The organism is Ideonella sp. FW305-24, from assembly GCF_058788035.1.
Window position 1 is genome coordinate 1 of sequence record NZ_JBYTAI010000010.1, and the last position, 18,147, is coordinate 18,147.

20 protein-coding genes are annotated in these 18,147 nt (G+C 63.9%); 12 read left to right on the plus strand and 8 right to left on the minus strand.

Going from position 1 to position 18,147, the window contains the following annotated elements; translation table 11 throughout:
* Positions 1-162: 162 nt before the first annotated feature.
* From AC3WR5_RS23240 to AC3WR5_RS23265, 6 genes are read right to left on the minus strand one after another with little or no spacing between them, the layout of a single operon-like run.
* Positions 163-1,203 carry a GHMP family kinase ATP-binding protein gene (locus AC3WR5_RS23240; RefSeq protein WP_492487497.1) on the minus strand — a complete coding sequence of 347 codons (1,041 nt, stop codon included), beginning with the start codon at positions 1,201-1,203 and terminating at the stop codon, positions 163-165.
* On the minus strand, positions 1,200-1,811 hold the full coding sequence (gmhB, locus tag AC3WR5_RS23245; protein WP_492487499.1) for a D-glycero-beta-D-manno-heptose 1,7-bisphosphate 7-phosphatase: 612 nt from the start codon (positions 1,809-1,811) through the stop codon (positions 1,200-1,202). Before gmhB ends, AC3WR5_RS23240 begins: the two co-directional genes overlap by 4 nt.
* Positions 1,777-2,484, minus strand: coding sequence for a nucleotidyltransferase family protein (locus tag AC3WR5_RS23250; RefSeq protein ID WP_492487501.1), 708 nt, complete (start codon positions 2,482-2,484; stop codon positions 1,777-1,779). Before AC3WR5_RS23250 ends, gmhB begins: the two co-directional genes overlap by 35 nt.
* The gene (locus AC3WR5_RS23255) at positions 2,481-3,083 is read right to left on the minus strand and encodes a D-sedoheptulose-7-phosphate isomerase (RefSeq protein WP_492487502.1); all 603 of its coding nucleotides are present in this window, start codon (positions 3,081-3,083) and stop codon (positions 2,481-2,483) included. The genes AC3WR5_RS23250 and AC3WR5_RS23255 overlap by 4 nt, the downstream gene beginning before the upstream one ends.
* A 36-nt stretch (positions 3,084-3,119) precedes the next feature.
* The gene (locus AC3WR5_RS23260) at positions 3,120-4,220 is read right to left on the minus strand and encodes a Wzz/FepE/Etk N-terminal domain-containing protein (protein ID WP_492487504.1); all 1,101 of its coding nucleotides are present in this window, start codon (positions 4,218-4,220) and stop codon (positions 3,120-3,122) included.
* Between the two features lie 3 nt (positions 4,221-4,223).
* Positions 4,224-6,233 carry an SLBB domain-containing protein gene (locus tag AC3WR5_RS23265; RefSeq protein ID WP_492487506.1) on the minus strand — a complete coding sequence of 670 codons (2,010 nt, stop codon included), beginning with the start codon at positions 6,231-6,233 and terminating at the stop codon, positions 4,224-4,226.
* 141 nt (positions 6,234-6,374) lie between these two features.
* On the opposite strand from AC3WR5_RS23265, the gene AC3WR5_RS23270 reads away from it, so the two are divergent.
* A complete protein-coding gene (locus AC3WR5_RS23270) occupies positions 6,375-7,904 on the plus strand; it encodes a DEAD/DEAH box helicase (RefSeq protein WP_492487507.1) in 1,530 nt (509 codons plus the stop codon).
* 73 nt (positions 7,905-7,977) lie between these two features.
* On the opposite strand, the gene AC3WR5_RS23275 is transcribed toward AC3WR5_RS23270, so the two are convergent.
* Together AC3WR5_RS23275 and AC3WR5_RS23280 are read right to left on the minus strand one after the other, a co-directional pair.
* Entirely contained in the window at positions 7,978-8,748 is a 771-nt protein-coding gene (locus tag AC3WR5_RS23275; RefSeq protein WP_492487509.1) for an SAM-dependent methyltransferase, read from the minus strand.
* Complete coding sequence (locus AC3WR5_RS23280) at positions 8,745-9,374, minus strand: Maf family nucleotide pyrophosphatase (RefSeq protein ID WP_492487511.1); 630 nt, start codon at positions 9,372-9,374, stop codon at positions 8,745-8,747. Before AC3WR5_RS23280 ends, AC3WR5_RS23275 begins: the two co-directional genes overlap by 4 nt.
* Between AC3WR5_RS23280 and AC3WR5_RS23285 the strand changes: the two genes are divergently transcribed.
* The 11 genes from AC3WR5_RS23285 to AC3WR5_RS23335 all read left to right on the plus strand — a co-directional run bounded on the left by AC3WR5_RS23285 (position 9,355) and on the right by AC3WR5_RS23335 (position 18,047).
* On the plus strand, positions 9,355-9,972 hold the full coding sequence (locus AC3WR5_RS23285; protein ID WP_492487512.1) for a YceD family protein: 618 nt from the start codon (positions 9,355-9,357) through the stop codon (positions 9,970-9,972). The genes AC3WR5_RS23280 and AC3WR5_RS23285 overlap by 20 nt on opposite strands.
* A gap of 370 nt (positions 9,973-10,342) precedes the next feature.
* Complete coding sequence (gene rpmF, locus AC3WR5_RS23290) at positions 10,343-10,525, plus strand: 50S ribosomal protein L32 (RefSeq protein WP_141284187.1); 183 nt, start codon at positions 10,343-10,345, stop codon at positions 10,523-10,525.
* A 182-nt stretch (positions 10,526-10,707) separates the two neighbouring features.
* Positions 10,708-11,799 (plus strand): phosphate acyltransferase PlsX, encoded by a 1,092-nt coding sequence (plsX, locus tag AC3WR5_RS23295; RefSeq protein WP_492487515.1) that lies wholly within the window; start codon positions 10,708-10,710, stop codon positions 11,797-11,799.
* A 68-nt stretch (positions 11,800-11,867) separates the two neighbouring features.
* Positions 11,868-12,851: a beta-ketoacyl-ACP synthase III gene (locus AC3WR5_RS23300; protein ID WP_492487753.1), complete on the plus strand. Its 984-nt coding sequence runs from the start codon at positions 11,868-11,870 to the stop codon at positions 12,849-12,851.
* 27 nt (positions 12,852-12,878) lie between these two features.
* The gene (gene fabD, locus AC3WR5_RS23305; RefSeq protein WP_492487516.1) at positions 12,879-13,817 is read left to right on the plus strand and encodes an ACP S-malonyltransferase; all 939 of its coding nucleotides are present in this window, start codon (positions 12,879-12,881) and stop codon (positions 13,815-13,817) included.
* On the plus strand, positions 13,814-14,575 hold the full coding sequence (fabG, locus tag AC3WR5_RS23310) for a 3-oxoacyl-ACP reductase FabG (RefSeq protein WP_492487518.1): 762 nt from the start codon (positions 13,814-13,816) through the stop codon (positions 14,573-14,575). The genes fabD and fabG overlap by 4 nt, the downstream gene beginning before the upstream one ends.
* 71 nt (positions 14,576-14,646) lie before the next feature.
* The gene (acpP, locus tag AC3WR5_RS23315; protein WP_141284195.1) at positions 14,647-14,886 is read left to right on the plus strand and encodes an acyl carrier protein; all 240 of its coding nucleotides are present in this window, start codon (positions 14,647-14,649) and stop codon (positions 14,884-14,886) included.
* A gap of 44 nt (positions 14,887-14,930) precedes the next feature.
* The gene (gene fabF, locus AC3WR5_RS23320; RefSeq protein ID WP_492487520.1) at positions 14,931-16,175 is read left to right on the plus strand and encodes a beta-ketoacyl-ACP synthase II; all 1,245 of its coding nucleotides are present in this window, start codon (positions 14,931-14,933) and stop codon (positions 16,173-16,175) included.
* A gap of 142 nt (positions 16,176-16,317) precedes the next feature.
* The gene (locus tag AC3WR5_RS23325) at positions 16,318-16,758 is read left to right on the plus strand and encodes a hypothetical protein (RefSeq protein WP_492487522.1); all 441 of its coding nucleotides are present in this window, start codon (positions 16,318-16,320) and stop codon (positions 16,756-16,758) included.
* Positions 16,755-17,369: an RNA polymerase sigma factor RpoE gene (rpoE, locus tag AC3WR5_RS23330; protein ID WP_141284201.1), complete on the plus strand. Its 615-nt coding sequence runs from the start codon at positions 16,755-16,757 to the stop codon at positions 17,367-17,369. The genes AC3WR5_RS23325 and rpoE overlap by 4 nt, the downstream gene beginning before the upstream one ends.
* Positions 17,370-17,411: 42 nt before the next feature.
* A complete protein-coding gene (locus AC3WR5_RS23335; protein ID WP_492487524.1) occupies positions 17,412-18,047 on the plus strand; it encodes a sigma-E factor negative regulatory protein in 636 nt (211 codons plus the stop codon).
* Positions 18,048-18,147 lie beyond the last annotated feature (100 nt).

Here is an 18,147-nt window from a genome sequence, read left to right on the forward strand (position 1 = left end):
TCTCGGGAGATCTGACCATCGGATATCACCCGAAAGTCGTTTCAGGACAACGACTTGGGAGATTTTCAGGGCCGACTACGTCAGCGATCGCATCGCGCCGTCATCGGGCCACCCAGGCCAGCCACAGCGCTGCCGGCGACCGGGCAACTCCCGGATTTAGGTTCAGTCCTGGCGCGTCCAGCTCTGTGCGCCTTCGCCGGTGAAGTGGAAGTTCATCACGGTCCCCGGAAAGCGCTGCAGTTCGCGCAAGATGCGCATGCGGCGCTCGGGCGGCACGAAAAACATCATGAAGCCACCACCACCCGCACCAGAGATCTTGCCTGCGACAGCGCCTGCAGCAATTGCGCTGTCGAAGACCGCGTCAATTTCTGGATTGGTGATGCCCTGAGCCATCTGCTTCTTTGCGATCCAGGAGCGCCCGAGAATGGCAGCGTATCGGCTCAGGTCACCACGCAAGATGGCCTCTTTCATGGCAAACGCGTCCTGCTTGAGCGCGAACATGGCTTCGATAGAACTGCTCTTCTTGGCCTTTGTGTTGTCGATCTGCTGCTGGATGATGTGCGCGGACTCGCGTGATTGGCCGGTGTAGTACAGCACCGTGGACGCCTCAAGCTCGTTGATCACCCAGTCCTTTACTCGCAATGGATTCACGAGCACACGATCATTTGCGCCAAATTCGATGAAGTTGAATCCACCGAAGGCTGCTGCGTACTGGTCTTGCTTGCCACCGGCCAAACCCAGTTCGAGGCGCTCAATTTCGAAAGCCAAGTGCGCGATCTCATACTCACCTAGGCCAAGTTGCAGCCATTCCGAATAGGCTTGAAGCATGCACACCACCATGGTCGATGAGGTGCCCAAGCCGGAACCGGCAGGTGCATCGGCAAACGTGGTCAGTTTGAGAGACAGGGGCTTGCCGCCGTTGAACTGGCGCACGATGCGACGATATATGCCGCGATGCAGCCGCAAGGGTTCTGCGTCAGGCAGTTCGGCCTCAGCAGGAAGGTCGACGATCTCATCTCGGTCCTCGGCACAGAAGACAACACGCCCATCGCTGCGCGGTTCCAGAATGGCTTGCGCGTACAGATCGATGCTGGCGTTGAGCACGCAGCCGCCGTGTTCGTCGCTGAAAGGGCTGACGTCGGTGCCGCCGCCTGCTAGGCCCAGTCGCAGCGGCGCGCGGGCGCGGATGATCTTGGCGCTCATGTTGTGGAATCCCGGAAAATAGGTTGGTGGGTGACCCAATCCGCGGCCGCGGCCAAGTCGGTACAAGTGTGGTCGGCATGGGCCAGCGCATCTGCCGGTAAGTCATGCCCGGACGCCACAAGCACCGTCAATGCGACGCCAGCCGAGCGGCCAGCCTGGGTGTCAGATACCTTGTCGCCGATCATCACGGATCGCGCGAGGTCGAGCTTGTGTTCTCGTGCGGCGCGCAGCAACATGCCGGGCGCAGGTTTGCGGCAATCGCAATCGACCGCATAGGCTGCAACGCTGCCCGCAAGGTGGTGTGGGCAGTGGTAGACAGCTTCCAAGGTGATTCCCTCGGCCGCCAACGTTGCCCGCATGTGTTCGGTGAGTTGCTCGAAGGCCCTCGCGTCGTAAAAACCCTTTGCGATTCCTGCTTGATTCGTGACGACAACCAGCGCAAAACCCGCGCGTACGAGTTTGCGCAGGCCGTCGTACACACCAGGAAGGACATGAAAGTCCTCGATCCGATGGACATAGTTCAGTTCGGCATTGATAACGCCGTCGCGGTCGATGAAAGCCGCACGCCGAGCTTCATCCATGCCTGTCGCAGAATCGGCGATAGTCATCGGGAACACCGATGTCAATGAATTCGCCATTGATCAGCGCCGTGCGCACGTGGCCCTCTGTTGCGAGGCTCGGCAGAACGTCCGCCTCCAGAGAATAGGCGCCTTTTCGCGCGGTAGGCAAGGCTTCGCGACACAGGCGATACAGACCGGCGTTGATCATTCCAGGACCTGCCTGACCTTTCTCGATGAAGCGTGTGACGTGGTGCGTGGCGTCTGTCGCGACGCCGCCAAAGCGGGCGCGGTCAGGCACTTGGACTACCGCCATGCGAAACAACTCACCCTTGGCGCGATCCAGTGGCAACAGCATCGCAGAGAGATTGCCTTCAAGATAGGTGTCGCCGTTGGCAACCAGTACCTCGTCGAGATTCAACGTGTCCAGGGCGTAGGCAATTGCCCCACCAGTTCCGAGCAACTCGCGTTCGATCACGTGGCGCACATGGACGCCGGCATGGTCCGGGGGGATTGCCGCGACAACCAACTCGGCAAGATGGCCAAGCGACAGTACGACACAGTCAACGCCGGCGTTCGCCAGCGCACGAATTTGAATGTCGATGAAGGGGCGGCTGCCGATGGGTGCCAAGCACTTTGGCACATCGGCCACAACACTGCGCAGCCTGGTACCCAGGCCCCCCGCAAGGATCACGCAAGTGGATTTCGCGGGTGCCTTGTTCATTTCGGCGCAAGGTGGGCAAACATCGCCATTTCGACCTGTGCGCACAGCATGTGGCCGATCAGGATGTGGCACTCCTGGATTCGCGGTGTGTGATTGGACGGCGCCCGTAGCACGTGGTCCACGCCGGCCAAGTCGCCGCCTTCGCCACAAAGTGCAACGGACGAGACTTCCAGTGCCCCGCAAACCTCGAAAGCCGCCAGGATGTTCTTGGAGCGCCCGGATGTGGTGATGCCCACGAACACGTCCCCGGACCGGGCTTGAGCCTCCAATTGCCGCCGGAACAACTTGTCGTAGCCGTAGTCGTTGCCGATGGCTGTGATCATGGACGTGTCGGTGGCCAGAGAGAGCGAAGGCAAACCCGGACGGTCAAATTCAAAGCGGCTCACAAATTCCGCTGCCAAGTGCTGGGCGTCAGCCGCGCTGCCACCATTGCCGGCAAAAATGACACGATTGCCCCGTCGGACTGTCTCGGACATCAAGTCGCCAACAGCAACGATTTTGTTTAGCAGGGTCGAGTCTTGCAAAAGGCGTTGTTTGGCCTGAATGGAGGCTTCAATGCCCGCCTTGAGTGCGATCAAGGCCGAGGAATTCGCTTGCATGATGAAATTCAATTTACAAATGGCACAAAAGGCAATTTATGCGGACGGGACACGTCGCATCTGAATCCAGGACGCCGAGATAAAAAGGCCGACAAAGAATGCGATTGCCGCAAAGACACTGCGGCGAGGCGCATGTTTGCGTTCTGCTGGCTTGGCCGCGTCGACAACTTGAATCAGGCTGCCTTCGCGACTCTCGTCGACGCGCGCAAGCTCATATTGCTTGGCAAAAAGATCAAAAAGCGTTTCTTGGTATTTGAAATCCCTGTATTTACTGACATAGCCAGCGGATGCCTCTCCGACTGGGGCGCTAGCTTTTTCCAGGCGCGCCACTTGTTCTCGCAGTGCCGAAACCGTGGCGAGTTGCTGAACGACCTGAGGCGAGGCATCCGCGAGGCTTCCTCGCAGCGTCTGCACTTTGACCTCTGCAAGGGTTAACTCGGCTTTGAGCTTGGCATAGCTGTCTGCCGCGGTTCGCGGCTCGGTCTTGAGCGCGCCACCGGAGAAGCCGCTGTCTTCCAACGCCTGTTGCGCAGCCGTCAAGTTGTTCTTCGCCTCTTCCAGTCGACGTTCAAAGAACAGCCGACGCTGTTGAGCTTCCGTGACTGCCAGTCGCGACGTGAGCCAGCGCAGTTCGTCGACATACTGGTTGGCGATGGCTGCGGCTCGCTCCTGGGAACTGTCTTCTACTTCGACGGTGATCAGTCCGTCCTTCTTGCCCAGGCTGATTTGGCTGCGTTTTGTCAGCGACTTGCGGGCGTCTTGCATGTATTCGACCTCGTAGACCTTCTTGAGATCAAACTTGTCGATGATGCGATCACTGACGGTGACGCTCTGCATCATGGCCACGTACTGGTCACCCGAGGTCCGCAGAGCACCCCCAGCCAGCCCCGCCAGGGCGCCGAGCGATGACAGGGCGGCCGTGGCGGATGATTGCTGCTGTTGCGGGGGCATGAACAGGGTGCGGGACAGGTAGGTCGGTGTGACCAAGTAGCTGGCCCCATAGCCGGCAGCCCCAGCTAGCAGCGCAACCATGGAGATGGTCCGCCAGCGAGGCAGTAGGGTGCGGGCCAGCTTTCCAAAGTCCGGTCCCTCTTGTTCGCCGGCTTCTGGGGCAGCGGTCCAATTTTCCGTCTGCATGTCTTACAACCCCAACGACTTGATTCCTGCCACGCCCAGGCCGAATTGGTAAAGGATCTGAGTCCAGTCCTTGGCATCCTGGATGAACGTTGTCTTGTTGGTCTCTTCCGGAACGAACACGGTGTCGCCGGGCAGGACCGGCTGCGAGATGAGATCGCCGTCCTGGCGAGCACTCACAACGGTTCCGTTGGCACGAACGACAAATGTGCTGGCAGTGTCCGCGCCTCGCGTTGCACCGCCAGCTTGCGAGAGGTAGTACGCGACTTTCTTGTCATCGCTGTAGACAAAGCTGCCGGAGTTGAAGACGCTGCCAAACACGCCGACGGAGGTGCCACGCGCTGGAATGCTGATGCGGTCACCATCCTCCAGTGCAAGAGCCGGCAGGGACGTTGCGTTGGGCGGCAATTGGAGCACGACACGGCCTGTTGGCCGCACCTGACGCAGACGGTCGACCAAGCGAGCGTTGGCGGTGTCGGCTGCTGCAAGACTGGCCACTTCTTCTGTTGTCGAGACTCTGCGACTGGACGCTGCCTTGGCCAAATCCGTTTCAAGATCACGAAGTGCACGGTCAAAATTGGATTGCTGAACCTGCCGGACGCTTTCGCGGGTGAATTCAGTGCCGTAGAGATAAGCGTCTGTCGTGAATCCGCCGGCTGCCAATACGGCATCTGCCAAGCTGCTGCCTGGCGGCAGCACGTAGTCCCCGGGGCGGGCTACTTCGCCCTCCACGCGCACCCGCTTGTTTTGCTTCTCGTGTGGCAGTGCTGCGCTGATGGCACTGAAAACGCGCACCAAGTCGCCAGATCCCAGCGGGCTCTTGATGCCTTCTGGCTTGAGCAGCGATACCTCGCTCACGCGGCCGGCGGCTCGATCGCTGAGACGTTCTACCGCAACCCTTGAGCGGTCTGCCACTGCATTGAATCCACCCACCATGGCAATGGCATCCTCGAGTGTTTCGCCCGGCTTCAGTTCGACGACGGCCGGTTGGTTCACACTGCCTATGACACCGACCTGGGGACCGACGGCACCGATGTGAATGACGTCATCGGATTGGATCCATTGATCGCCGTTGCGATCACCACGAACGATCAGGTCGTACAGGTCCAACTGGGCCACGACCTTGCCGCCTCGACGAAGGGTGATGTTGCGGAAGCTGCCTGCGGCCGACGGTCCGCCAGCACGCATCACTGCATGGAGAACCGAGGAAAGCGCACTGATGCTGACGCTCCCTGGGCGTTGGGCGAAGCCGGTGACGAATACGCGCACCGAACGGAGCTGGCTCACACTGGCCGACAACTGGAAGTTGCGAAAAACCTGAGCCACCCGGCGGCTGATCGCGGTGCTGAGGTCCGACTGGCGCAGGCCACCTACCGTGATCGCTCCAACACGCGGTACCGCGATCTGGCCGGCGCGGTCCACCGCCAAGCGCAGATTGGCGTCGGCGGATCCCCATATCGTCAACGCAATTTCGTCACCGGGCTTGACAACGTAATCATCTGGTACCTGAGGCAGGGGATCTTGGCTGCCGATGCCATCCGGCAGGTCTGTCATCAACTCCGCACCCAGCCGACGTACTTCGTCGAGCTTGACGTTGTTGCCAGGGCTTGGCGTACTGTTGGGCGACAGCACATTCAGCCGCAATGCCTGCGCCTGCACATAGCGCTCGAACTCGTTCGGCACGTAGGGCACGCGTTGCACCACGATCTGTGCGTCGCGCCGATTCCGGTCGGCGTTCTGTCGGCCGGCGGTCTGCTCCGCTGTCGAAGGCCGGAGTTGTGTCGAGCTTTGGTCCTGCTGGTCGGCGGACGAGGTTGTGCTGTTGTTGGACGAGTCGCGGTCACTGTTTTGCTGCTGCTGCGCGACTGCCGAAGAGAGCAGGCCTTGAAAGGCCAGCAGCATCAAGCCGCAACGAGCCAGATGCTTCACCGGCGAGGTGCCGGAGGTGTGCGAGGAATGCATTGATGACAGCGAGGTCGTTTTGATTTCGCAGCGCGCTCTGATGAGTGGCTGCACAGCCAGCGATTCTAGCGGGCATCCCGTCCGGTGAAACCTGAGGTCGCCAGAGGCTAAAATTCCCCGAAGTCCCTTCGTCACGATGCCTCATGCCGCCTTCCTTCGTGCGTGTCAAGCCTTTCCGGGCGATAATGGAGGGCAATGACCAACGAAACCGCCGCCCTCGTGCCGCCGGACGCCATCGAGGCGCCGACCCCTCCCGCTCGTTTTGACACCCTGCCGCTGGACCCCAAGCTGCTGCGGGCCGTGGCGGATCAGGGCTATGCGTTCATGACGCCCATCCAGGCGAAGGCCATTCCCCTCGTGCTGGAAGGCAAGGATGTGATGGGGGCGGCACAGACCGGCACCGGCAAGACGGCTGCCTTCTCGATTCCGCTGCTGCAGAAGATGATGCGGCATGAGACCAGCAGTGTGTCGCCTGCCCGGCATCCGGTGCGGGCGCTGGTGCTGGCGCCTACCCGTGAGTTGGCGGACCAGGTTGCGAACAGTGTGAAGGCCTATGCCAAGCACAGCAACCTGCGTGCAGCGGTGGTGTTTGGCGGTGTGGACATGAAGCCGCAGACGCTTGAGCTCAAGGGCGGCGTCGAGGTGTTGATCGCCACGCCGGGCCGCTTGCTGGATCACATCGAGGCCAAGAACTGCGTGCTGAACCAGGTTGAGTACGTGGTGCTGGACGAGGCTGACCGCATGCTGGACATCGGCTTCCTGCCAGACTTGCAGCGCATCCTGAGCTACCTGCCCAAGCAGCGCCAGACACTGCTGTTCTCGGCGACTTTCTCGCCCGAGATCAAGCGCCTGGCCAACAGCTACCTGCAGGATCCCATCCTGGTGGAAGTGGCGCGCGCCAATGCCACGGCGACCAATGTGGAGCAGCGCTTCATCAGCGTGACCGATGACGACAAGCGTGCCACCGTGCTGAAGGTGCTGCGCGAGCGCGGCATCAAGCAAGCCATCATCTTCGTGAACTCCAAGCTCGGCGCAGCTCGGCTGGCGCGCTCGTTCGAGCGGGACGGCCTGCGCACGGCGGCCTTGCACGGGGATAAGTCGCAGGATGAGCGACTGAAGTCCCTTGCTGCGTTCAAGGCAGGTGAGGTGGACATCCTGGTTGCGACTGACGTCGCGGCGCGCGGGCTGGACATTGCCGACCTGCCGGCGGTCTTCAATTTCGACGTGCCGTTCAATGCGGAAGACTATGTGCACCGCATCGGCCGCACGGGTCGCGCGGGCGCTTCGGGCGTGGCGATCACGCTGGTGACGCGTGATGACACGCGCTTGATCGGTGACATCGAAAAGTTGATCAAAAAGAAGATCGAGCTGGACGCGGTGGAGCTGGACGAGGAGCGCCCGCGCCGCAGCAGTTGGCAGCGCGACGAGGGTCGTGCAGCCGAGCCGCGTGCTGAGTACCGCGGGGAGTCGCGGACTGAATCACGCACTGGTGCCTCAGTTGGCGAGGGTGCCGAGTCCCGTCGGCCTTTCCCGCCGCGCCGCAGCGAGTCGCGCTCCGCGCCCCGTGATCCGTTCTTCGATCGTCCCTACGAGCCGACGGCCAGCCTGGATGGCCCGGCGGCCTGGGAGAAGTCGGCACCGGCCGTGCCTTCGGCGGCACGCCTCTCGCCCAACATTCGACCCAAGCGCAAGCTTGCAGCCTTGCTGGGTGGCGCAAAGAGCTGACGCTTGCTGCCACCGTGAACGGCGCCCTGCGGGGCGCCGTTTTGCTGGTGGGTCGCAACTTGGTTTGAGGCCTTCAGCCCTGCCACATGAAGACAGCGGGCAGCTTGTCTGGCAGTTCCGGTTTGGCTGCACGCCAATTCGCCACCGACTGGGTCTTGCACCAGCCCGCGGGTGACGTCAGGCCACACGCCACGCTGAGCATGGTTTCGGCTTGCAGCAGTTGCAGCAGCGCCGTCATCAAGGCCTGGTTGCGGTAAGGCGTTTCAATGACCAGCTGGGTCTGGCCTTCGCGGCGTGAGCGCTGTTCCAGCTCACGCACCCGCTGCGCGCGGCTGCTGGCTTCCTGCGGCAAATATCCTTCAAATGCAAAGCGCTGGCCGTTGAGTCCGCTGGCGGCCAGGGCCAGCGTCAGCGAACTGGCGCCGGGAAGGGGTTGCACTGTCACGCCTGCGGCGTGCGCCGCTTGCACCAGCGCTGCGCCGGGGTCGGCCACTGCAGGCAGGCCCGCTTCTGACAGCAGGCCCAGGTCATGGCCCGCCAGCGCGGGCGCGAGCAGTGCACGCCAGGCCTGCGCGTCGATCTGTGCATTCGGGTCGCCCTTGCGCGGCCGCGGCAGCTCGACGATGTGCAGACTTTGCAGCGGCGCGTGCAATGGCACGCAAACATCGACGCGCTTGAGGAATGCGCGTGCGCTCTTTGCGTTTTCCACCACCCAATGGTCCAGCCGGGCGGCAATGGCCAGGATGGCCGGGCTGAGCACGGTCTCGATGGCCTCCGGCTCGGTGCCCAGGTCCAGCGTGTTCGGGACCAGCAGCAGGCGGCCTGTGGTGTGGGTGATGCTCATGGGTTTGCTTTCAACGGGTCCAGCCCGGCGCTGCGCAGCAGCTCGCAGGCGCGCATCAACGGCAGGCCGATCAGCGCGGTCGGATCGTCGGACTCGATGGCTGACAGCAGCGCAATGCCAAGCGTTTCGCACTTGGCGCTGCCGGCGCAGTCATAGGGTTGTTCGAGCCGAAGGTAGAACTCGATCTCGGCCTCGCTCAGGCTGCGGAACTGCACGTGCACCGGTGCCAGCCGGACCTCTGCGAAACCAGTGCTGGCGCGCACCACGGCAAGTGCGGTCTGGAACACGATGCGGCGCCCGCTCATCTGGCGCAACTGCTGCGCCGCGCGCTCGTGCGTGCCGGGTTTGCCGATTGGCTGACCGTCTACGTCCGCCACCTGGTCCGAGCCGATGATGATCGCATCCGGGTGCCGAGTGGCCACCGCTTGCGCCTTGGCCAGCGCCAGGCGCCGGGCCAGCGCTGCTGGCGCTTCGCCGGGTTGCGGCGTTTCGTCGACCTCTGGCGAAACCGTGTCGAACGGCAGGCGCAGGCGTTCCAGCAGCTCGCGCCGATAGCGCGAAGTGGACGCCAGGATCAGGCGAGGCGCTGTGTGTGAAGGGGGCAGGGTGGCGGACAACTCGGTCATCGTAGGATTCTCCCATCGGCCACCGCCGTACACTGGCGCCATGAGTGTTTCCGCGTCTTCTTCCGCACCTGACCCGCTGCGTCTGGATGTGGCTGCCCTGGCTGAGCAGGGGCGTTTGATTTCCGGGCAGTGGCCGGTCAGCGAAATGTCTCGGCTGGACGAGGCCCAGCTGTTGACGGGCGATGCTGACCCTGCCGTGGTGCGCTGGCAGGCTGAAGGCGAGCAGCGCCCAGTGAGGGGTGGTTCGCCCGAGGTCTGGTTGCACTTGCAGGCCGAGGTTAAGTTGAGTCTTTGCTGCCAGCGCTGCCTAGGGCCGGTGGCCAGTGATGTGGCCGTGGATTGCTCGCTGCGTTTCGTGTCGGACGAGGCGTCTGCCGCAGAGATGGACGCCGACAGCGAGGACGATGTGCTGGCCTTGCAGCGCTGGACCGATTTGCGCGAGCTGGTGGAGGACGAACTGTTGCTGGCCTTGCCGCTGGTGCCGCGCCATGAGGTGTGCCCCGAGCCGCTGCCTTTGCCGGACGATGAAATCGAGGCTGACGAGGCTCAGCCCAATCCGTTTGCGGTGCTGGCGCAGCTGAAGAAAAAGCCGGATTGATGGGTTGGGTCATGCCGGGGGCACGGTGGGTCAGGCCGTGCCCCACGGCTGTTCTGGTCAATTGATCCGTGCTATGATCCGCGGCTTTTCCGCATTGCCCTTCAGCTACCAGCTGACTGGCGATCGAGCGGGGGTCGAGCGGGCCGGATGGGCCAGGCGCCACAGCCAGTTTCTGGCCGAGGTTCTGGTCAAGGTCCCGAGCGTTTTGGCATGCCCTGATGGGCGGTCATTGGCCTTGGCTCATGCGGTTCGGTGGCCTCAGGTCTCACCGATTTCATTGACTTTGGCGCTTTGCGCGGCTGCTCTGTAGGGCTGGCTCGCTGCAGCAGCGTCGTTATTCGCCGGGGCCCCGGCGTCCCAGGAGAATTCCATGGCCGTTCAGCAAAACAAGAAGTCGCCCTCCAAGCGTGGCATGCACCGTTCGCACAACGCGCTGACCCAGCCGGGCACGGCGGTCGAGTCGACCACCGGCGAAATCCATCTGCGCCACCACATCAGCCCGACCGGCTTCTACCGTGGCCGCAAGGTCCTGAAGACCAAGGCAGACGCCTGACCTGCCCGTTGGGCTCATGGGTTGGCGCTTTGCCTGCCCCGAGTGCATGCCGCCCGTGTTCAGGGTGGCAGTTCCGCACCCCAATTCAAATCCCGCGCCGCCTCGCTGTTCTGAAGCCAGTTCGCGCGGGTTTTGTCGTGGCTGCTTCGTTGTGAGTCGGGCCGTCCTGGCCTGAGATTGCCGTGTCCGAATCTGTTTCCTTGACGCCGCTGAGCCGCGTCCGCCTGGCGGTGGACTGCATGGGTGGCGACCATGGACCCTCGGTCACGCTGCCGGCCTGCCGGGCTTTCCTGGACTCGCATCCAGACGTGGAATTGCTGCTGGTGGGCACGGCCGATGCGCTGATGCCTGCCGCGCACTGGCCACGCTGCACGCTGGTCACCGCTACTGAGGTGGTGGCCATGGACGATCCGGTCGAGGTGGCCTTGCGCCGCAAGAAGGATTCTTCGATGCGCATCGCCATCTCGCAGCTCAAGCTGCGTGACGGCGTGGCCAAGGCCGATGCCTGCATTTCGGCTGGCAACACCGGTGCCTTGATGGCATTGGCGCGTTACCTGCTGAAGACGCTGGAGGGCATTGACCGTCCGGCCATCGCCTCGGTCATCCCGAACGTGCGCGGCGAGTTCACCACCATGCTGGACCTGGGCGCCAATGTGGACTGCTCGGCGGAGCACCTGCTGCAGTTCGCCATCATGGGCAGCGCGCTGGTTGCGGCGGTCGAGGGCAAGCCCAATCCAACCGTGGGCCTGCTGAACATCGGCTCCGAGGTGATCAAGGGCAGCGAAACCATCAAGCGTGCCGGCGACCTGCTGCGCGCTGCAGCTGCCAGCGGGCACCTGAATTACCACGGCAATGTCGAAGGCAACGACATCTTCGAAGGCACGGCGGACATCGTTGTTTGCGACGGCTTTGTCGGCAATGTCGCGCTGAAGACCACCGAAGGCCTGGCGCACGCGCTGAGTCAGTTCATCCGCGAAGAATTCACCCGCAACTGGCTGACCAAGCTGGCTGCGCTGGTGGCGATGCCGGTGCTCAAGCGCTTCCGGGCGCGGGTCGACCCGCGCAGCTACAACGGCGCTGCGTTGCTGGGTTTGCAGGGCCTGGTGTTCAAGAGCCATGGTTCTGCCGATGCGTACGCCTTTGGCCGTGCCTTGTCGCGGGCTTATGATGCGGCGCACAACCGCTTGCTCGACCAGGTCCATGACCGCATCGTCGAGACCCTGCAGGCCATGCCTGCGCTTCCCGGTGATCAGCCGGTCCGACCCGCTGCATGACGCTTTCTTCTGCCTCTTCGGGTGCTGCCGCCAGCGCATCGCTGCCCAGCCCCCAGTTTCCCGCGGTGATGCCACCTGCTCGTCACGCCCGCATCACCGGCACCGGCAGCATGTTGCCGACGCGCCGCGTGAGCAACGAAGAGCTGGCCGCTGAACTGGCCGAGCGTGGCCTGGAGACTTCGGACACCTGGATCGTCGAGCGCACCGGCATCCGGGCGCGTCACTTTGCCGCCGCCGAACAATGTGCCAGCGACCTGGGCCTGGGCGCGGCGCTGAATGCGCTGGAAGCCGCCGGCCGGCGCGCCGACGAGGTCGACCTGATCATCGTCGCCACGTCCACGCCGGACATGGTCTTCCCGTCGACCGCCAGCATCATCCAGCGCAAGCTTGGCGTGCACGGTTGCCCGGTCTTCGACCTGCAAGCGGTGTGCTCCGGCTTCGTCTACGCGCTCTCCGTGGCGGATTCGATGGTCCGCACCGGCGCTGCGCGTTGCGCGCTGGTGATCGGTGCTGAAGTGTTCTCGCGCATCCTGGACTTCAACGACCGCACGACTTGCGTGCTGTTTGGTGATGGCGCTGGCGCCGTGGTGCTGGAAGCCTCGGACGAGCCTGGCATCCTGGCCAGTCGCATGCATGCGGACGGCCGCTACCGCGAGATCCTGTGCGTGCCGGGTACAGTCGCGGGCGGCCAGGTGCTGGGCGATCCATTGCTGAAGATGGATGGTCAGGCGGTGTTCAAGCTGGCGGTGTCGGTGCTGGAGAGCGTGGCGCGGGAAACCCTGGCCGCAGCTGGGCGCACCGAGGCCGACATCGACTGGCTGATTCCGCATCAGGCCAACATCCGCATCATGCAGGGCACGGCGCGCAAGCTGAAGCTTGGCGCCGACAAGCTGATCGTCACGGTGGACGAACATGGCAACACTTCTGCTGCGTCCATTCCGCTGGCCCTGGACCATGCCGTGCGCTCCGGCCGCGTGCAACGTGGCCAGACCGTCCTGCTCGAAGGGGTGGGTGGTGGCTTCACCTGGGGCGCGGTGCTGCTGGATTTCTGAAGATTCGACCCAAGCTGGTGTGATCCCATGAAACGATTCGCTGTTGTCTTTCCCGGACAGGGTTCCCAATCCGTCGGCATGCTCGACGCATGGGGCCGGCACCCCGCCGTGCAGCAGACGCTGGATGAGTCCAGCGGCGTGCTCGACCGCGACCTGCGTACGCTGATCCAGCAAGGCCCGAAAGAGCAGCTGGACCTGACCGTCAACACCCAGTTGGTGATGCTGGTGGCGGGTTTGGCCTGCTACCGCGCATGGTCTGCCGAGACGGGTTTCGTGCCGGCGGCCATGGCTGGCCATTCGCTGGGCGAATACACCGCGCTGGTGGCCTCCGGCAGCCTGACGCTGGCCGATGCGCTGGTGCTGGTGCGGCTGCGCTCGCAGGCCATGCAGGATGCGGTGCCGGTTGGCCAGGGCGGCATGGCGGCCATCCTCGGGCTGGACGCGCAGATGGTCCGGGCCGGTTGCGCCGAGGCCATGCAGTCTTGCGGCGAGATGGTGGAGGCAGTCAATTTCAACGACCCGAAGCAGACCGTGATCGCCGGCACCAAGCTGGGCGTGGACACAGCCTGCGCCACGCTGAAGGGCATGGGCGCCAAGCGTGCCTTGCTGCTGTCGGTCTCGGCGCCATTCCATTCCACGCTGATGAAGCCTGCCGCCGAAGCGCTGAAGGTGAAGCTGGCGGAAACCACCTTTGCAGCACCCGGTGTGCCGGTGGTCAACAACATCGACGTGAAGGTTGAAACCAGCGATGAAGCGATCCGCGACGCGCTGTACCGCCAGGCCTTTGGCCCGGTGCGCTGGGTTGAGGTCGTGCATGCCTTGCGTGCGCAAGGCCTGACGGACGTGATCGAGTGCGGCCCTGGCCGTGCGCTGACCGGCATGGTCAAGCGCATCGAGCCTGAACTGAATGCGGTCTGCGTGTTCGACCCGGCCAGCCTGGCCCTGGCCAAGGAGGCATTGGCATGAGCACGGTTGCAAACACCTTAGCGGCGCCGGCCCAGGTTGCGCTGGTGACTGGCGCGACGCGCGGCATCGGCCGGGCAATTGCGCTGACCTTGGCCGCACGCGGCTTTCGCGTGCTGGGCACCGCCACCACCGATGCCGGAGCGCAGGCGATTCGCGACGCGCTGGCCGAATTCCCTGGCTGCGACGGCCTGAAGCTGGATGTGACCGACGCCGCTGCGGTGGACGCCTGCATGGACCAACTGGTCAAGGATCAGGGTGGCCTGCATGTGCTGGTCAACAATGCCGGCATCACGCGCGACCAGTTGGCCATGCGCATGAAGGACGACGACTGGGATGCCGTGCTGGACACCAACCTGCGCGCCGTCTTCCGGCTTGCGCGGGCGGCGATCCGCCCGATGATGAAGCAGCGCTTCGGCCGCATCATCAGCATCACCTCGGTGGTTGGCGCTTCCGGCAATCCGGGCCAGGCCAACTACGCAGCCGCCAAGGCCGGTGTGGCCGGCATGACGCGCGCGCTGGCGCGCGAGCTCGGCAGCCGAAACATCACGGTCAATTGCGTCGCGCCCGGCTTCATTGCCACCGACATGACCGACACTCTACCCGAGGCGCAGAAGGCTGCGCTGCTGCAGCAGATCCCGTTGCAGCGCCTGGGCCAGCCGGAGGAGATCGCGCATGCGGTTGCCTTCCTCGCCAGCCCGGAAGCGGGTTACATCACTGGAACAGAGCTGCACGTCAATGGCGGCATGTTCATGAACTGATCCCCCCGCCGGGCTCTGCGCTTGCCAGCGTAGAATCCGGCCCGTTTTACGCAATCCCTCCTGGAGGAGTCATGAGCGACATCGAAGCACGCGTCAAGAAAATCATCGCCGAGCAACTGGGTGTTCCCGAGGCCGACGTCACCAACGAAAAAGCCTTCGTGGCCGACCTGGGTGCCGACTCGCTCGACACCGTCGAACTGGTGATGGCCCTGGAAGATGAATTCGGCATTGAGATTCCTGATGAGGAAGCCGAGAAGATCACCACTGTCCAGTTGGCGATCGACTATGCCAAGGGCAACGCCAAGGCCTGACAAGGCCTTGCAGTTCCGCCCCCGCAACGATCTGATCTGAACGCATGACCCGTCGACGTGTCGTCATCACCGGCCTGGGGCTGATCAGCCCGGTCGGCAACACGGTTTCCGAGGGCTGGAGCAACCTGCTTGCAGGTCGTTCCGGCATCGCGCCCATCACCAAGTTCGATGCCTCCGGCATCGCCTGCCAGTTTGCAGGCGAGGTCAAGGGCTTCAATGTCGAGGAGTACGTTCCCGGCAAGGAAGCCAAGCACATGGACAGCTTCATCCACTTTGGCGTGGCCGCTGCCATCCAGGCCGTGCAGGATGCCGGGCTGCCCACTGGCGACGCGCTGACCGAGGAGACGGCCGAGCGCATCGGCTGCATGATCGGCTCGGGCATCGGCGGTCTGCCGGAGATCGAGCAGACCGCGCGCATGGTCGTTGATCGTGGCCCGCGCCGCATCTCCCCATTTTTCGTCCCGGCCTCGATCATCAACATGATCTCCGGCCATGTCTCGATCCGCTTCGGTTTCACCGGCCCGAACCTGGCCGTGGTCACCGCTTGTACCACTGGCTTGCATTGCATCGGCCAGTCGGCACGCATGATCGGCTACGGCGATGCGGACGTCATGGTCGCCGGCGGTGCCGAGGCCACGGTGTCGATGCTGGGAGTTGGCGGCTTTGCGGCTGCGCGCGCGCTGTCCACCCGCAATGATGACCCGGCGACCGCTTCGCGGCCATGGGACCGTGACCGAGACGGCTTCGTGCTGGGCGAGGGCGGTGGCGTGGTGGTCCTGGAAGAATACGAATACGCGAAGAAGCGTGGCGCCAGGATTTATGCGGAGGTGATCGGCTTCGGCATGGGTGCCGACGCCTATCACATGACTGCGCCCAGCGTGGATGGCCCCAAGCGCTCGATGAAGGCAGCACTGCGCGACGCCGGCCTCAATGCAGACGCGGTGCAGTATCTGAATGCCCACGGCACCTCGACGCCGCTGGGTGACCTGAACGAGACCAACGCGATCAAGCTGGCTTTTGGCGACCACGCCAGGCGCCTGGTCGTGAACTCTACCAAGTCGATGACCGGCCACCTGTTGGGTGGCGCGGGCGGCATCGAATCGGTGTTTACCGTGCTGGCGCTGCATCACCAGATTTCACCGCCGACCATCAACATCTTCAACCAGGATCCCGAGTGCGACCTGGACTATTGCGCCAACACGGCGCGCGAGATGAAGATCGACATCGCGGTGAAAAACAACTTCGGCTTCGGCGGCACCAACGGCACGCTGGTGTTCAGGCGCATTTGAGCGCCGCCACGCGAGCCAAGTTGTTGCGTCGCCCCATGCTGTCGAGGCGGGCCTGATGCGCCGCACGCCGCCGCCCTCTGACTGTGCGCTTGCAAGGCGTGGCCTCTGGTCCGCGCTGGTTGCGGCCATCGGTGGTCTGGCGGTGAGCGCCTTCGTGGGCTGGTTGTGGATGCACTTGCGCCAGCGGGCCGGTTGGCCCGTCGCTGGCGCGCTGCCAGGTGCGGGTGGCATGTTCGAACTGCTGGCGGCCGGAGCCTTGCTGGCCGCTGGGTTTTATCGATACCTGGCAACACGGCCGGTCATGCGCCTGCGTTGGGATGGCGCGGGCTGGGGCCTGCTCGCCGCTGACGGTCGCACGCTGGACACTGCTGGCACGCCGACGCTGGTGCTGGACTGGGGCGATTGGATGCTGCTGCGTTGGCACGGCATCGCCGGCCAGCCAGTTCGCCACTTGCCAATGTCCCGCGGCGCCGCGGGAGCGGTGGCTTGGCATGCGCTGCGCATCGCGGTGCGCACGCCGCCGGTGAACGTGCAGGTTCGCATGCAGGAGCCCGTTTCGGGTGCGGGAGCGCCCGTCGCATGAGCAGCCTGCAACCCGATGTCGACGCCGCGCTGGTCGAGCGCGTCAAGCAGGGCGACGTCAAGGCTTTCGAAATGCTGGTGGTCAAGTACCAGCGTCGCATCGAGCGGCTGATCGGCCGCATGGTGCGCGACAGCGACCTGGTGTTCGACATTGCCCAGGAGACCTTCATCCGCGCTTATCGTGCGTTGCCGCAGTTCCGTGGCGAGAGTGCGTTTTACACCTGGCTTTACCGGATCGCGGTCAACACCGCGAAGAAGGCGCTGGTCGATTTGAAGCGGGATCCCGTGATCACCGAAGCCGCAATGGCAACAGGGGATGACGATGACGAAACTTCCCGGCCGCAAATGGAACAAATCGACATGGCCACGCCTGAGGCCCTGTTGGCGAGCAAGGAAATTGCATCCACGGTGAACGCGGCGATCGAGGCCTTGTCCGAGGACTTGCGGCAGGCCATTACGCTGCGCGAGATCGAAGGACTGAGTTACGAAGAGATTGCTGACGTGATGAATTGCCCGATCGGTACCGTTCGATCGCGGATTTTTCGCGCCCGTGAAGCGATCGCACTGCGCTTGAAACCGCTGTTGGATACCCAAAACGGTGAACGTTGGTGACCTGGATTTTGTCGAGCCTGACCGCTGTCTGGAGCTGAGATGATGTTGGAGCCGTCGAACGATCATGAGCGCATGCTGCAGGGCCTTTCGGCACTGAGCGATGGCGAGGCCGATGGGCGCGAACTGCGCCTGTCGGTGGATGCCTGGCGCCAAGACCCCGAGCTGCGCGCGAGCTGGCACTGCTATGCGCTGATCGGGGACGTGCTGCGCTCGGACGACCTCGCGTCGGCACCGAAGCAGGACGCCAGTTTCCTGACTGCCTTGCGTAGCAAGCTGGCCCAGGAGCCGGTGGTGCTTGCGCCGGCGGCGCTGGTGGTGCAGCCGGCGAAGCCGGCGGTAGTAGCCGCGGCGGGCGGGAGCGGCCGGGTGGCTGCCATCGGGCGGGCGCGGCGGGGCTGGACGACGACGGCGGCGGTTGCTGCCAGCTTCATGGTCGTGGCCGGTGTGTCGCTGGTCTGGCGCGCTGGTCCATCTTCGGAGGCGCCGGTCGCTGCAGAGCTGGCGCAGGCGGATGAAAGTGCCTCGACGCCGGCTTCGTTGACCGAATCGGGCAACGCGATGGAACGCAGCCAGGACCTGGACCGCTACCTTGCGGCACACCGCCAGTTCGCGCAAGGGCCTTCGCTGGCCGCGCCCGGTGGTGTGCGCCAGGTCGCGCTCACGCCGGAAGGCCGCTGACCGCAAGATGACAGCGGAGAGCAGGCCTTGGGTCGCAAGGCGGATGGCGGGTGCGGCTTGGATCGGCGCCTCGCTGGCGCCATGGCGCGTCTGGCCCGGT